Raw genomic sequence first — 14764 nt, 5'->3', positions numbered from 1 at the left:
CGGCCCCCATACGCGTCCTGACGTGCCCCCGGCCAAGGAAGGCGGAGCTCGAACGAATGACTCAGCGAAAAACACCTTGCCGGGTGAACCATACAGGATATCGGCTATGACCGCTCACGCCGCCGCGCGCAGAAGAAAACGCGTCGTTCCCCAGGGCAGCGAAACAGACGAAAATCGGGTACGCTGCCTGCCTCATGATTTGCGATTCAGGCTGGCTGCTTCGCGACAACTCGCATTCTGCACCGAAAACGCAGCGCCCTTCGAGCTAATCCCCCGCAGAGCTGATCCCCCACAGAGTTGATCCCCGCTCGCGGATCACCCACGGGAGCGGGGATCACCCCAGGCGGTACGCGGCGAGTCACTCGGCGTGGGAGCCCACAATCGGGGCGAGCGACCGTCGCGCACCGAACGATCAGTCGTCGTCACCCTCTTCGTCGTCCTCGTCGTCGTGGTCGATCACGTAGAGGTTCCACTCACCGGGGACGGTCTGGAACTCGCACTTGTAGTGGTCCCATTCCCCGGTGTCCACGCCGGCCTCACCGGCGTCCCGGCACTGCGGGAGGTGGAAGTAGTCTTCGACGTAGGTCCACTCGGCTTCGGAACCGTTTCCCTCCTCGGCGGTGGCCTGCGCGCTGAACAGGGGCATCAGGGCAACCGCCGCGGCGGCGGACAGGACGCCCGCCGACAGGAATTTGCGCATCATCTCGACCTTCCGTTCTTCGGGTGTGTGGCGGACCTGGCAGATCCGCTTGCCCGTTCAGATACCCGGAAGGGAGAACCACGATTGGTGCGTTCAGTGTGCAGATGTGTGATCATGCCGGACGATCCGGTCGCGCGGTGTCACAGGTCGCGGCGGCGGTCGCACCGGGAGGAGTGATCGTCCACATCAGACAGGTGAGGTGACCACAGTGGACTTGCCTGCTCCGGCTCGGCCGGATACGCGTGTCGCCGGACTGGCGGCGGATCGCGTCCGGCACTCCGGAGCCGCCGGTGGTCCAGTCGCGCAGCAGACACCCGGGCCTGCCGGTTCACCACGCGGCTCGACCTGGATAAAGAGGGTGAACGGCGCGGTCGGATGCGGGACACTCACGCGGTGCTACTGACCTTGACCACGACACACCAGCCCGCGACGGATCTCGGCCACCTGCTGCACAAGCATCCCGAGAAAGCCCAGTCCTTCCCTGTCGCGGCGGGCATGGCACACGTGTTCTACCCCACGGCAGGCGAGGACGAGTGCACCGCCGCGTTGCTGCTGGACATCGACCCGGTCGAGCTCGTCCGCGGCAGGCACGACCGCGCTTTCACACTGAACCAGTACGTCAACGACCGGCCGTACGCGGCCGGGTCGATGCTGGCGGTCGCGTTGAGCGCGGTGTTCAAGACCGCGATGAACGGCGTCGCCAAGTCACACCAGGAGCTCGCGGACACCGCCATCCCGCTGCGGATCCACGTCCCCGCGGTGCCGTCGCGCGGTGGCCCCGACCTGGTCGCGCAGCTGTTCGAGCCGCTCGGGTGGGAGGTCGACGCCCGTACCGTGCCGCTGGACCCGAAGTTCCCGCAGTGGGGTGACTCGCCGTACGTCGACCTGCGCCTGTCCGGGACCCACCGGGTTTCCGACGCGCTGCGGCACCTTTACGTCCTGTTGCCCGTACTGGACAACGCCAAGCACTACTGGGTGACCGAGGAGGAGGTCACGAAGCTGCTGCGCGCGGGCGAGGGCTGGTTGGCCGAGCACCCGTCACGTGAGCTGATCAGCAGGCGCTACCTCAAGCACCGCAAGGCGTACGTACGGTTCGCGTTGAGCAGGCTCGCCGAGGCGGACGAGACCGACGAGGACGAGCTGGACAACGCGCTCGCCGAGCCGGTCGTCGCCGAGGAGCCGGACCGCTCGGTGCCGCTGGCGACGCAGCGCAGGGGAAGTGTCATCGCGGTGTTGAAGGCTGCCGGGGCGAAAAGGGTCCTGGACCTGGGGTGCGGCGGTGGCGCTCTGTTGACGGACCTGCTCAGGGAAACCTCGTTCACCGAGATCGTCGGCGTCGACGTGTCGTCGCGCGCGTTGGAAGTCGCGGCGCGCCGGTTCGAGCGGACGCCGGAGCGCGTACGCGAGAGGTTGACGCTGCGGCAGTCCGCTTTGACCTATGTGGACCAGTCGTTGGCCGGTTACGACGCGGCCGTGCTGATGGAGGTCATCGAGCACCTCGACGAGCCGAGGCTGCCCGCGTTGGAGCGCAGCGTCTTCGGTGCCGCGCGCCCGGCGACAGTTGTCGTCACCACGCCGAACGTCGAGTACAACGTCCGGTTCCCGACGCTGCCCGCGGGGAGGATGCGCCACGCCGACCACCGTTTCGAATGGACTCGCGCGCAGTTCCGCGCGTGGGCCGACGGTGTCGCCGAACGCCACGGCTACCGTGTCCGCTACCTCCCCGTCGGCCAGGACGACCCCGAAGTGGGGCCGCCGACCCAGCTCGCCGTGTTCGAGGTGACCCGATGAAGCTGTCCATTCCAGACATGTCGCTTGTCGTGCTCGTCGGCGCGTCCGGCTCGGGCAAGTCCACCTTCGCGCACAGGCACTTCAAGCCGACGCAGGTGCTGTCGAGCGACTTCTTCCGCGGCCTGGTGTCCGATGACGAGAACGACCAGGCCGCGTCGGGCCCGGCGTTCGAAACGCTGCACTTCGTCGCCGAGAAGCGGATGACCGCGGGTCTCGTCACCGTGATCGACGCGACCAACGTGCAGCGCGCGCCGCGTGGCCAGCTGATCGCGTTGGCCAAGAAGCACAACGTCCTGCCGGTCGCGATCGTGCTCGACATGCCTGAGGCGCTGTGCGTCGAACGCAACGAGGCTCGCGCGGACCGCGACTTCGGTGCGCACGTGATCCGCAGGCACCGCAACGAACTGCGCAAGTCGACCCGCTCGCTGGAGAAGGACGGGTTCAAGCGGGTGTACGTGTTGCGTACGCCGGAGGAGGTCGACGCGGCCGAGATCGAGGTCGAGCCGCTGCTCAACGACAAGCGCGGGGAGACCGGACCGTTCGACGTGATCGGCGACGTGCACGGTTGCCGGGCGGAGTTGGAGGAGCTGCTCGAAAAGCTGGGCTACGTGCTGTCCAGGGACTCAGAGGGACGCGCGGTCGGTGCCGCGCACCCGGAAGGCCGCCGGGCGGTGTTCGTCGGCGACCTCGTCGACCGCGGCCCGGACACCCCTGGCGTGTTGCGGCTCGTGATGGGCATGATCGACGCCGGGACCGCCTTCTGCGTGTGCGGAAACCACGAGCAGAAGCTGACAAGGGCGTTGCGGGGGCGGAATGTCCGCGTCTCGCACGGCCTCGCCGAGTCGCTGGAGCAGTTGAGCGCGGAGACCGAGGAGTTCCGCAAGCGCGTCGAGGAGTTCTGCGGTGGCCTGATCGCGCACTACGTGCTGGACGGCGGAAACCTCGTGGTCTCGCACGCAGGACTGCCGGAGCACTACCACGGCCGCGCGTCGAGCAAAGTCCGTAGTTTCGCGTTGTACGGCGACTCGACGGGCGAGACCGACGAGTACGGCCTCCCGGTGCGTTACCCATGGGCGGACGACTACCGCGGCCGCGCGATGGTCCTGTACGGGCACACGCCGACACCGACAGCGGAGTGGGTCAACGGAACCATGTGCCTGGACACCGGATGCGTGTTCGGTGGACGGCTGACCTCGTTGCGCTACCCGGAGAAGGAGATCGTCTCGGTCGCGGCCCACAAGGTCTGGTACGAGCCGGTCAAGCCGCTGCTGCCGCCGGAGCAGTTGCCCCCGCCCGCGGTGGCTCGCCGTGACCCGGACGTACTCGACCTCGGTGACGTGACGGGACAGCGCATCGTGGAGACGACGCACCACGGTCGCGTCTCGGTCCGCCCGGAACAGGCCGCGGCGGCGCTGGAGGTGATGAGCCGGTTCGCGGTCGACCCGCGCTGGCTGCTGTACCTCCCGCCGACGATGAGCCCGGTCGCCACCTCGGGGCTCGACGACATCCTGGAACACCCGCGTGAGGCGTTCGACGCCTACCGCGCTGACGGCGTGCAAAGCGTTGTGTGCGAGGAGAAGCACATGGGCTCACGCGCGGTAGTCCTGGTGTGCCGGGATTCCGGGTCGGCCCGGTTCGGGATCGACGGCGGCGGAGCGGTGTACACACGCACCGGCCGGTCGTTCTTCGAACCAGACCTGACCGAACAGTTGCTCAACCGCATCCGCGCGGCCTGCGCGGACCTGTGGGACGAGCTGAACACCGACTGGCTGCTGCTCGACGCGGAACTGTTGCCCTGGAGCGCCAAAGCGGGCAGCCTCATCACACAGCAGTACGCCCCGGTCGGCGCGGCGTCGTCGGCGGCTCTGACAGCAGCGTTGGCAGAGCTGTCCAAAGCGGACTCACGTGGCGTGGACGTCGGGGATCTGCTGGCTTCCACTCGATCGCGAGCAACCAACGCGGACGGCTACCGAGCCGCATACCAGCGGTACTGCTGGCCGACGGAGGGCTTGGACGGTGTCACCCTGGCGCCGTTCCAGGTGCTGGCCAGCGAGGGCCGCTCGTACGCACACGAACCGCACTCATGGCACCTGGACATCGCCGACCGGCTGGTGGCAGCGGACCGGTCACTATTCACCACAACAAAGCGCCTGTTCGTGGACACCACGGACGAGAACGCAGTGGCAGCCGCGACCGCGTGGTGGGAGGAGATGACCGCGACGGGAGGCGAGGGCATGGTGGTCAAACCGGCCGCCAACCTCGTGCGTGGCCGACGGGGCCTGGTGCAGCCGGGGATGAAAGTGCGTGGCCGGGAATACCTGCGGATCATCTATGGGCCGGACTACACAGAGCCCCGGCACCTCAAGCGCCTCAAGCAGCGCAACTTGGGTCGTAAGCGGTCGCTGGCCGGGCGGGAGTACGCGCTCGGCTTGGAGGCGCTTGACCGTGTCGCGCGTGGCGAGCCGTTGTGGCGGGTGCACGAGTGTGTTTTCGCTGTGCTTGCTTTGGAGTCCGAGCCCGTCGACCCACGGTTGTAAGCCGATCGGGGGAGAGACTTGTGCGCTATCCCCGGCCCTGATCGGTGGTGGAGTGGGTGAGCGCGGGCAGGTGGCTCGCGCGCAGGCGCAGAGCAGGTGGCTCGCGCGCAGGCGCAGAGCAGGCGGCTTGCGCGCAAGCCCAACCCCAACGGGCTCGCGCGCAAGCGCAGGGGTTTGCGGCCGCGCACCAGCGCGGGGTTTGCGGCTTGCGCGCAAGCGCAGAGGTGGGCTTCGGGGGTGTCTCCTGCCCGTCGGCCTGGGCGAAGCCAACCACGGGCTGTCAAGAGGTCGGCCTGCCCAGGAGCCCCGGCGATAGCGGTACCGATCCTCTTGATAGTCCGTGGTTCCCTGGGGCAGGTCGACGGGCAGGAGGCGCCCTCGCCTCGGGTACACACAACAGGATCTCGGCTGTGGGCAGGGAGTACACCCACCCCATCTCCTGCTTGGAGGTCTGCCACCCGGCGAGGGGCTATCTTTTCCCCCGCAGGATCCCGAGCCTTGACCAGGATTAAGGCGTGGTCACCAGACCCGCAATGGAGATCCCGGGTTTGAAAGACGAAAGACGAAAGACGAAAGACAAAGACGGGGTCCCTCGCCGGGAGGCAGACCTCTGAGCAGGAGGTCTTCGCGCCGTGTTGCTCCCGGCGCATGCTTTCATGACCCGGGGTTTCAGGGCGCGGGTGTCCCCTGCCCGTCGACCTGCCCCAGGGAACCACGGTCTATCAAGAGGATCGGTACCGCTATCGCTGGGCTGCTTTGGGCAGGCCGACCTCTTGACAGCCCGTGGTTGGCTTCGCCCAGGCCGACGGGCAGGAGACACCCCCGAAGCCCACCCCTGCGCTTGCGCGCAAGCCGCAAACCCCTGCGCTGGTGCGCGGCCGCAAACCCCCCGCGCTTGCGCGCTGGCCGTTGCGGGTTGCTCTGCGCATGCCCGCGAACCGTCCTGGGTCGACCTGCGCTGGCGCGCTGGTCGCCTGCTTCATGTGCTGAGGTCGGCCGGGCCAGCTTCGGCGAGGCCGCGACCGCTTCGAGGTCCTCTTGGGACGCGCCGTCGCGGGCCTGCCCGTGGACATCGCCGACGTCGTGGCGTTCGTCGCCTCGTCCGACGCGCACTGGGTCAACGGTCAGGACATCGACGCGACAGGTGGATCACGCCTCTGCCACCTCCGGTGTATAACGCTTGCGAATACCCCTAAAGTGGACGCCACATGAGGGCCTAAGCACGGGGGTTTCCGGTGACAGAGAACGAAGGCTGGTCGTCACCCGACGACAAGTCGGGCAGATCGCAGGATCCCGCGCCAGGGCCCCAGCAGCAGCCCCATCCCCAGCAACAACCGTACCCCCACTACCCGGCGGCACCGCCGCCGCAGTGGGGTCCGCAGGCGGCCAAGCCGGGTGTGATCCCGTTGCGGCCGTTGGGTCTCGGTGAGATCCTCGACGGCGCGATCTCCGCCATCCGGGCGTACCCCAAGCAGATGCTGGGCGTGTCGGCGATCGCGGCGACGATCTCCAACCTGCTCGCCATCGGTCTGATGATCTTCATCGTCAACGAGACTACGCTGCTCTACAGCGACCTCTCGCTGACGGCGTCCGAGGCTGACCGGGCCGCCGAGGACCTGCAGCGCCTGCTGATCCTCACCATCCCGTCCACGATCGTCACCGTGCTGATCGCCATGATCGTCAACGGTGTGCTCACCGTTGTGATGGGCAAGGCCGTGCTCGGCCAGCCCATCACCGTCGGCGAGGCGTGGAACCACATCCGGCCTCGCTTCTGGGCGTTGCTCGGGCTGAGCGTGTTGTACACGCTGATCGTGGCCGCGGGCACGATCGCGTTCATCGTCCCCGGTGTCTGGCTGTACGTCCTGTTCAGCCTGTCCAGCACCGCGCTGATCCTGGAGGGCGCCAAGGTCGGCACGGCGCTGGGCCGCTCGAAACGGCTGATCAACGGCGCGTGGTGGCGCACGTTCGGCATCCTGCTGCTCGCGCTGATCATGACCTCGCTGATCGCGCAGATCGTGCAGATCCCTTTCTCGCTGGCCTCCGGTGACCTCTACAACGTCACCGGGGTCGGGCTCGCGCCCGACTTCGAGGTCGCGATGCTGCTCACGGCCATCGCCGGGATCATCGCGCAGACCATCACGATGCCGTTCACCGCCGGCGTGACCACGCTGATCTACGTCGACCGCCGGATGCGGCGCGAAGGCATGGACATCGAACTGGCCCGTCAGGCCGGCGTCAGCCAGCCCCCGCCGCAGCCGCCGACCACCTGGTGAGCAACGACGTTCCGATCGACATCGGCCGCGACGCAGCACGCGACGCGGCCGTGCGGGAACTGTCCGACCCGGCGTACCGGGACGCCGAGCCGTCGATGTTCGCCAAGGTCCTGCGCTGGGTGCTCGACCGGCTCGGCGAGCTGCTGGGCAGCGTGTCCAGCGTCATGCCCGGTGGTGTTGTCGGGCTGGCGATCCTGTTCGCCCTGCTCATGGTCGCGATCGTGGTCGTCCGGCTGCGCGTCGGGAAGGTGGCGCGCGCCGCGGCGAGCGCGGCGGTGTTCGCGGGCCGCAAGCTCACCGCCGCCGACCACCGCCGGGCGGCGCTGGCCGCTGAGGCACAAGGGAACCTGGCCGAGGCCGTCCGGGAGCGCTTCCGGGCGGTCGTCCGGGGCCTCGAGGAACGCGGTGTGCTCGACGAGCGTTCCGGTCGGACAGTCGACGAGGTCGCCGGGGCAGCCGGGGCGCGCCTGCCCGAGCACGCCGACGCGTTGCGCGCCGCGGCAAGGATCTTCGACGACGTCTGCTACGGCGGCCGTGCCGCCACAGTGGACGGACACCGGTCGCTCGTCGACCTCGACCTGGCGCTGGACGGCGCCCGCCGATGAGCACCCGGACCCCGACCCAGACGTCCCTTTCCCCGGACGCCCGCCGGATCTGGCGCGCCGCGCGCGGGCCGGTGCTGATCGGCGCGTTCATCGTCGCCGCCGCGATCGTGATCACGTTGCTGCGCGGCGGCGGCACCGACGGCGCCGTCGACCCCGACTCGGTCACCCCGGCGGGCAGCCGGGCCGTCGCACGGCTGCTGGCGGACCGAGGCGTCGAGGTCATCCGCGCCGATTCGCTGAAGTCCGTGCAGGACACCGTGGACGGCGACACGACCGTGCTGGTCACCCAGCCCGACTGGCTGGCGCCCGACCGGTTGGCGGCGTTGCGCGACAAGGCAGGCACACTCGTCGCGATCGGTGCCACCGGCGAGGCGCTGACCGCCCTGGCGCCGGCGGTGGGCCAAGCCCGCACGGACACCGCCAAGAGCCGCGAACCCGGATGCGACTTCAAGGCGGCGGGTTCCGCACGGATCGGCGGCGTCGTCTACCGCGCCCCTTCTCGTTGTTACGACGGGACTCTGGTGTTCGACGACGATGTCACGCTGCTGGGTGACGCGACGCCGCTGACCAACGAGCAGTTGGCCGAGGAAGGCAACGCCGCCCTGGCGATGCGTGTTCTCGGGCAGCACCAACGCCTTGTCTGGTACATGCCGTCGCTGTCGGATGCGCGGGCGGGCGCGGGGGAGGAGAAGAGCTTCTACGACCTGGTCCCGGCCGGCTGGTGGTTCGCCCTGGGCCAGGTCGGGATCGCTGTCCTGCTGTTCGCGGCCTGGCGGGCGCGCAGGCTCGGCCCGATCGTCGCCGAACCGCTGCCGGTTGTCGTGCGGGCCGCGGAAACCACCGAGGGCCGCGCCCGGCTCTACCGGCGTGCCCGCGCCACCGACCACGCCGCCGACGCGCTGCGGGCAGCCGCGCTCGGCAGGCTGATCCCGTCGCTGGGGCTGCCCTCCGACGCCCAGCCCCCGGCGGTCGTCGACAGCGTCACGGCCCGGATCGGGCGGCCCGGTGCCGAGGTCCACGCGGTCCTTTTCGGACCGCCGCCGAACACTGAACAAGCGCTCGTCCAGCTCGCGGACGCACTGGACGCCTTGGTTGATGAGGTAGGTTCACACTGATGGGAAACTCACGCGACGCGCTGGTCGCGCTGCGCTCCGAGGTCGGCAAGGCGGTGGTCGGCAACGACGCCGCGGTCACCGGCCTGATCATCGCGCTGCTGTGCCGGGGCCACGTGCTGCTGGAAGGCGTGCCGGGTGTGGCGAAGACCCTGCTGGTGCGGGCGTTGGCGGGCGCGCTCGACCTGAAGTGCACCCGCGTGCAGTTCACCCCGGACCTGATGCCCGGCGACGTGACCGGCTCGATCGTCTACGACCCGCACAAGGCGGACTTCGTCTTCCGCGAGGGCCCGGTGTTCACCAGCCTGCTGATCGGCGACGAGATCAACCGCACCCCGCCCAAGACCCAGTCGGCGCTGCTGGAGGCGATGGAGGAGCGGCAGGTCTCGATCGACGGGACGCCGCGGCCGCTGCCCGACCCGTTCATCGTGATCGCCACCCAGAACCCGGTCGAGTACGAGGGCACGTACCCGTTGCCCGAGGCCCAGTTGGACCGTTTCCTGTTGAAACTGACCATGCCGACGCCGTCGCGCGACGACGAGGTCGGCATCCTGGCGCGGCACGCGGCCGGGTTCGACCCGCGTGACCTCGCCGCGGCCGGGATCCGCCCGGTGGCAACCAAAGCCGACCTGGACGCCGGTCGTGCCGAGGTGCTCGCGCTGACCGTGCACGAGCAGGTCCTCGGGTACATTGTGGACATATGCAGGGCGACGCGGAACTCGCCCGCCGTCCGGCTGGGCGTCTCGCCGCGTGGCGCGACGGCCTTGCTGGGCGCGGCCCGTGCCTGGGCGTGGCTGTCCGGCCGGGAGTACGTGACACCGGACGACGTGAAGGCGTTGGCGCGCCCGACGTTGCGGCACCGGTTGGAGCTGCGGCCGGAGGCCGAGCTGGAAGGTGCGACCACCGACGGGGTGCTGGACGGCGTGCTCGCGGCCGTGCCGGTGCCGCGCTGAGCCCGTGGCGATCTCCGGACAAGCCGGGCTGCTGGCGCTGCTCGGCGCGGTTGTCGTCGGCCTGCTGGTGCCGTCGTGGACTGGGATCTTCCTGGTCACCGGGGCTGTCGTGGTCGCGATCGCGGTGGATCTGGCGTTGGCAGGATCGGTTCGCGGCCTGAGCTTCACCCGTGGCGGCGACCGGGCGGTGCGGCTGGGCGAACCGGCCTCAGTGACGTTGACCGTGCACAACCCTGGCAGGGCAAGGGTTCGCGGTGTGTTGCGGGACGCGTGGCCGCCCAGTGCGGGCGCGTCGGACCGGCACGCGGTGGACGTCCCCGGCCGTGGCTCGCGAACCGTGACCACCGCGCTGCTGCCGACCCGCCGAGGCGACCGGATGGCCTACCGGGTCACGGTTCGCGCGTTCGGGCCGCTGGGGTTGGCCGCGCGCCAGGGATCGCACGCCGTCGCGTGGACGGTTCGCGTGCTGCCGCCGTTCACCAGCCGCAAGCACCTGCCGTCCCGGCTGGATCGGCTGCGGGACCTCGACGGCAGGCTGCGCACCCTCGCGCGTGGCCAGGGCAGCGAGTTCGACTCGCTGCGCACCTATGTCGCCGGTGACGACGTCCGCTCGATCGACTGGCGCGCGACGGCCCGGTCGACCGACGTGATGATCCGGACCTGGCGGCCGGAACGCGACCGGCACCTGATGATCGTGCTCGACACCGGCCGGACGTCGGCCGGGCGCGTCGGCGACATCCCCCGGCTGGACGCGGCGATGGACGCGGCGCTGCTGCTGGCAGCGCTGGCTTCCCGTGCCGGTGACCGCGTGGACCTGATCGCCTACGACCGGCAGGTCCGTGCCAGCGTGCAGGGCGCGTCCGCGGCGGAGCTGTTGCCCGCCTTGGTCAACGGCATGGCCACGTTGCAGCCCGCGTTGGTGGAGTCGGACGCCTCCGGCATCGCCGCGCAGGTGCTGCGCCGCAGCCGACGCCGTTCGTTGGTGGTGCTGCTGACCGGTCTGGACCCGGATCCGTTGGAACAAGGGCTGTTGCCGATCCTGCACACGTTGACCGCACGGCACGTGGTGCTGCTCGCCGCGGTCGCGGACCCGAGGATCCAGGAGATGGCCAAGGCGAGAGGCGACGCGGAAGCCGTGTTCGACGCGGCCGCCGCGGCGCGCGCGTCGCAGGAACGCGCCCATGTCGCGGGTCTGCTGCGGCGCCGTGGCGTGTACGTCGTCGACGCCACACCGGACGAGCTCGCGCCCGCATTGGCCGACAAGTACCTGGAACTGAAAGGCGAAGGCAGGCTCTAGGCGGCCGTCGGCAGCTTGTCGCCCGCGTACTTCGCGTCCACGTCGCCCGTTTCCCCGGCGCGGGCGGCGCGGCGGCCGACGATGAACACGTACGCGAGGAACGCCAGTTCGGCGACCACACCGATGCCGATGCGTGCCCACGTCGGCAGGCCGGACGGCGTCACGAACGCCTCGATGACCCCGGACACAGCCAGGACACACACCAACCCCAGTGCCACGACGACCACCGGCCTGCCCTCCTCGGCAAGCGCTTGCGGCCGGGGCCTGCCACGCGGGTCGATGACCGTCCAGCCGAGTTTGAGCCCGATCCCCGCGGCGACGAACACCGCGGTCAGCTCAAGCAGGCCGTGCGGGGCGATCAGGCCGAGGAACACGTCACCACGGCCGACCGACATCATCAGCCCGCCGCCGACCCCGACGTTCAACGCGTTGGCCCACAGCGCGTAGATCACCGGCAGGCCGAGCAGCACACCGAACATCAGGCAGCTCGCGGCGACCCACGCGTTGTTCGTCCACACCTGCGCGGCGAACGACCCAGCCGGGTTGCTGGAGTAGTACGCCTCATAGGCGCCACCCGGCTGAGTCATCTGCTTGATCTCGTCAGGCGCTGCCACGGTGGCCTGCACGTCCGGGTTGGCGGCGATCCAGATCGCGATCAGCGAACCGACCACGGTGAACGCCAGCCCGGCCGGTACCCACCACCGCCAGCCCAGGTAGAGCGCGGCGGGGAACCGGCGGGAGAAGAACAGGCCGACCTCGCGCCACGCCGGGCTGTGGGTGCCGGTGATCGCCGACCGGGCCCGTGCCACCAAAGTCGACAGCCGCCCCATCAACGCGGGGTCGGGCAGTTCGGTGCGCACGATCGACAAGTGCGTGGCCGTCCGCTGGTAGAGCCGCACGAGTTCGTCGGCCTCGGTACCGCGCAGCCTGCCGCCGCGCCGGACCAGCTCGGCCAGCCGGTCCCACTCGGCGCGGTGCGCCGCGACGAACACATCGATGTCCACACCCCGTACTATTCCGCATTGACCAGGGGGTGGACGTGTCAGATCTCGTCAGCGGCGAGGCCGTACTGCTGGAGATGCGGGTCGCCCGGCTGGCCAGTCGCGGCCTGGCGTTCGCGCTCGACGTGCTGATCCAGTTCCTGACGCTGCTGGTCGTCTTCCTGATCCTGGGGTCGGGCGGAGTGGTCGGGTTCGACGACGCGTTGCAGTCTGCGATCACCCTGCTGGTGCTCGTCGTCGTGCTGATCGGGTACCCGGTCCTCGCCGAGACGCTGACCAGGGGCAAGACGATCGGGAAAGCCGCGGCGGGGCTGCGGGTGGTGCGCACCGACGGCGGTCCGATCCGGTTCCGGCACGCCCTCGTGCGGGCGCTGGCCGGGTTCTTCGTCGACTTCTGGGGCGTCGGCCTGTTCGGCTGCGTCGCGGTCGTCGTGTCGCTGGCATCCCGCAACAGCCAGCGTGTCGGCGACATGCTCGCGGGCACGCTGGTGGTCAGGGAACGGATCCCCGAGCAGAGCGCGATGCCGGTCTTCATGCCGGCGCCGCTGGCCGGGTGGGCGTCGACGCAGAGCGTGTCGGGCCTGCCGAACGACCTGGCGCTGGCCGTCCGGCAGTACCTGGGCAGGCTCGACCAGCTGGACCCGGACGCCGCGCACATCCTCGGCCACCGGCTGGCAGACGAGGTCAGCGCGCACCTCGGCAGCCCGATGCCGCCGGGCACACCGGTTTGGGCGTACCTCTCGGCGGTGCTGGCCGAGCGGCGGACACGCGAGGAAGCACGCCGGCACCAGCAAGCAGACCCGCCAGTGCAGGCACGCCCCGACACGCCTCCGCCGCCCGCTGGCGACAGCGGCAACAACCCGTTCGCGCCGCCGAGCTGACGCCTACAACCGGGTGGCGGTCAGCAACAACCGAGGGCTGCCGAGCCGGAACGGCTGGTCGTCCGTCCCGCTGTGGTGCCCGAACTCGCCGAATCCGGCACCGGCCAGCAGTTCACCGAGCTGACCGGTGGTGAACACCTGGTACACGGCGGTGCCCAGATGCTCCTGGTCACCCCGCACGAACCGGTATTCCGTGGTCAGGCGGCTGGTAGTCACGTCATAGCCGGACTCGGCGTACGCGGTGATGTCACCGGCGACCATCGGCTCCCGCCCGCCGTCGAACCCCGGCAGGACGGACTCGGCGGTGACCCCGATGTCCATGAGCAGCCGACCGCCCGGCCGGACAGCACGAGCCAACGCCTCGAGGAACCGGCGGCTGCCCGCGTAGTCCATGTAGCCGAAGCTGTTGCCCATGCAGATCGCGGCGTCGAACCCGTCACCGGGAACATCCCGCATGTCAGCCTCGACCCACCGCACATCGGTGGACAGCGAACGAGCATGCACGATGGCCTCACGGGACGAGTCGACACCGGTCACGCGATAACCCCGCGCCGCCAGCGCGACTGAATGCCGCCCACTGCCGCACGGGACATCGAGAACACGGGCACCGGCCGCCAGCCGCAGGTGCCGTTCGGCGAAACCGACCTCGGCGGCGGGATCAGGCGCCAGCCGCCGCCAGAACTCGTTGGGTAGTTCGGTGAAGAACGTCGTGTACCAAGTGGACACGGGAAAACTCCTGGTGGATACGAGTGGTCAACGACTCGATGCACCGGGCGTACTTCCGCTCGCCCGGTGTTCGGCTCCGGGCAGCCATGGCTTCCTCCAGGATGAGGCCGGGACACACTCCCAGCCGAGCCAACGTAACACGGAATAGTCGGCGGATCAGGAACGCAAACGGGCAGCCGACTCGAACAGGCCGTTCCTTTCGAGTTCCGCCAGCACCTCTGGGACCGTTGTCGGCGGGTGGTGCCGCGAATCGGCGATCTGCTGGACCCTGCTGTACACCTCGTTCTTGCTCAGGCAGATCTGATCGAGCACGGAGGAGTCAGCGTCCTTTGCCTCGATGCTCCACGGTGCCGACGTCGCCGGTGCAGCCCATCTCCTGGTTCAGCTGGTTCAGCGCGGAGAGTTCGTCGGCAGCCGCCTGACGCTTCGTGTTGTCGTCGCGCATGTACTGACGCAATGAGGAAGCCTTCACGCGGCGATGCCTGCCGACGGTGCGGTACTCGATCTCCCCGGCTTCGAGCAGGTTGATCAGGAAAGGACGGGAGACGTTGAGCAGATCCGCTGCCTGCTGAGTGGTCAGTTCGGCGTGCGCCGGTACGAGCGACACACCCCGGCCCGCGGCCATGTGCGCCAGGATGCGGGCCATCAACACGACTGCGGCGCGTGGAACCTCGAGCGTCTCTGTGCCGGACTCGTCGTCGACGCGCAGCCGCACGGTTTCCTGGTCGCCGTGCTTCTCCAGGTAGTCCTTGATCTTGATCGTCGGTGTTTGGGTCGTGATCAGAGCGGGTAACCGTCTCCAGCACGCTCCTCCAGACCCCAGGAGGAGGAGTGGCGCTGAAGGCTGACCTGGGAAAGAAGGGGTGCCCCCGGCAGGACTCGAACCTG

13 protein-coding genes are annotated in these 14764 nt (G+C 69.4%); 8 read left to right on the top strand and 5 right to left on the bottom strand.

Translation table 11 applies throughout. The annotated features are described in order from the left end of the window. Positions 1–412: 412 nt before the first annotated feature. Positions 413–703: a hypothetical protein gene (locus tag ALI144C_RS33960; protein WP_076991278.1), complete on the bottom strand. Its 291-nt coding sequence runs from the start codon at positions 701–703 to the stop codon at positions 413–415. Positions 704–1093: 390 nt separating this feature from the next. Between ALI144C_RS33960 and ALI144C_RS33955 the strand changes: the two genes are divergently transcribed. From ALI144C_RS33955 to ALI144C_RS33925, 7 genes are all read left to right on the top strand, one after another. Continuing rightward, a complete protein-coding gene (locus ALI144C_RS33955) occupies positions 1094–2491 on the top strand; it encodes a 3' terminal RNA ribose 2'-O-methyltransferase Hen1 (RefSeq protein WP_076991542.1) in 1398 nt (465 codons plus the stop codon). Beyond that, a complete protein-coding gene (locus tag ALI144C_RS33950; RefSeq protein ID WP_076991277.1) occupies positions 2488–5028 on the top strand; it encodes a polynucleotide kinase-phosphatase in 2541 nt (846 codons plus the stop codon). Before ALI144C_RS33955 ends, ALI144C_RS33950 begins: the two co-directional genes overlap by 4 nt. 1235 nt (positions 5029–6263) lie before the next feature. Then, positions 6264–7301, top strand: a complete 1038-nt coding sequence (locus tag ALI144C_RS33945; RefSeq protein WP_076991276.1) for a hypothetical protein — start codon at positions 6264–6266, stop codon at positions 7299–7301. Further along, positions 7298–7906, top strand: coding sequence for a DUF4129 domain-containing protein (locus ALI144C_RS33940; protein ID WP_330359630.1), 609 nt, complete (start codon positions 7298–7300; stop codon positions 7904–7906). The genes ALI144C_RS33945 and ALI144C_RS33940 overlap by 4 nt, the downstream gene beginning before the upstream one ends. Further along, positions 7903–9021, top strand: a complete 1119-nt coding sequence (locus ALI144C_RS33935; protein ID WP_076991274.1) for a DUF4350 domain-containing protein — start codon at positions 7903–7905, stop codon at positions 9019–9021. The genes ALI144C_RS33940 and ALI144C_RS33935 overlap by 4 nt, the downstream gene beginning before the upstream one ends. Continuing rightward, complete coding sequence (locus tag ALI144C_RS33930) at positions 9021–9971, top strand: AAA family ATPase (protein ID WP_076991273.1); 951 nt, start codon at positions 9021–9023, stop codon at positions 9969–9971. Before ALI144C_RS33935 ends, ALI144C_RS33930 begins: the two co-directional genes overlap by 1 nt. A gap of 4 nt (positions 9972–9975) precedes the next feature. After that, positions 9976–11268 (top strand): DUF58 domain-containing protein, encoded by a 1293-nt coding sequence (locus ALI144C_RS33925; protein WP_076991272.1) that lies wholly within the window; start codon positions 9976–9978, stop codon positions 11266–11268. Here the strand turns inward: ALI144C_RS33925 and ALI144C_RS33920 are convergent. After that, on the bottom strand, positions 11265–12272 hold the full coding sequence (locus tag ALI144C_RS33920; protein ID WP_076991271.1) for a stage II sporulation protein M: 1008 nt from the start codon (positions 12270–12272) through the stop codon (positions 11265–11267). The two genes, ALI144C_RS33925 and ALI144C_RS33920, sit on opposite strands and share 4 nt — an antisense overlap. A 35-nt stretch (positions 12273–12307) precedes the next feature. Between ALI144C_RS33920 and ALI144C_RS33915 the strand changes: the two genes are divergently transcribed. After that, positions 12308–13150 (top strand): RDD family protein, encoded by an 843-nt coding sequence (locus ALI144C_RS33915; protein WP_237774450.1) that lies wholly within the window; start codon positions 12308–12310, stop codon positions 13148–13150. A 3-nt stretch (positions 13151–13153) separates the two neighbouring features. Here the strand turns inward: ALI144C_RS33915 and ALI144C_RS33910 are convergent, their stop codons facing one another. From ALI144C_RS33910 to ALI144C_RS56880, 3 genes are all read right to left on the bottom strand, one after another. Continuing rightward, a complete protein-coding gene (locus ALI144C_RS33910) occupies positions 13154–13876 on the bottom strand; it encodes a class I SAM-dependent methyltransferase (RefSeq protein WP_076991270.1) in 723 nt (240 codons plus the stop codon). 156 nt (positions 13877–14032) lie between these two features. After that, positions 14033–14188, bottom strand: a complete 156-nt coding sequence (locus ALI144C_RS55845) for a hypothetical protein (protein WP_168211415.1) — start codon at positions 14186–14188, stop codon at positions 14033–14035. Between the two features lie 7 nt (positions 14189–14195). Then, a complete protein-coding gene (locus ALI144C_RS56880; RefSeq protein ID WP_237774449.1) occupies positions 14196–14591 on the bottom strand; it encodes a helix-turn-helix domain-containing protein in 396 nt (131 codons plus the stop codon). Positions 14592–14764: the final 173 nt, after the last annotated feature.

The organism is Actinosynnema sp. ALI-1.44, from assembly GCF_001984155.1.
Lineage (GTDB): Bacteria > Actinomycetota > Actinomycetes > Mycobacteriales > Pseudonocardiaceae > Kibdelosporangium.
The sequence above is the reverse complement of the archived record's forward strand: the minus strand, read 5'-3'. Positions and strand labels throughout refer to the sequence as shown.

Excerpts from the sequence above, each read along its gene's own strand:
- ALI144C_RS33960 (WP_076991278.1), bottom strand. The coding sequence starts at position 703 with ATGATGCGCAAATTCCTGTCGGCGGGCGTCCTGTCCGCCGCCGCGGCG.
- ALI144C_RS33950 (WP_076991277.1), top strand. The coding sequence starts at position 2,488 with ATGAAGCTGTCCATTCCAGACATGTCGCTTGTCGTGCTCGTCGGCGCG.
- ALI144C_RS33935 (WP_076991274.1), top strand. The coding sequence starts at position 7,903 with ATGAGCACCCGGACCCCGACCCAGACGTCCCTTTCCCCGGACGCCCGC.
- ALI144C_RS33930 (WP_076991273.1), top strand. The coding sequence starts at position 9,021 with ATGGGAAACTCACGCGACGCGCTGGTCGCGCTGCGCTCCGAGGTCGGC.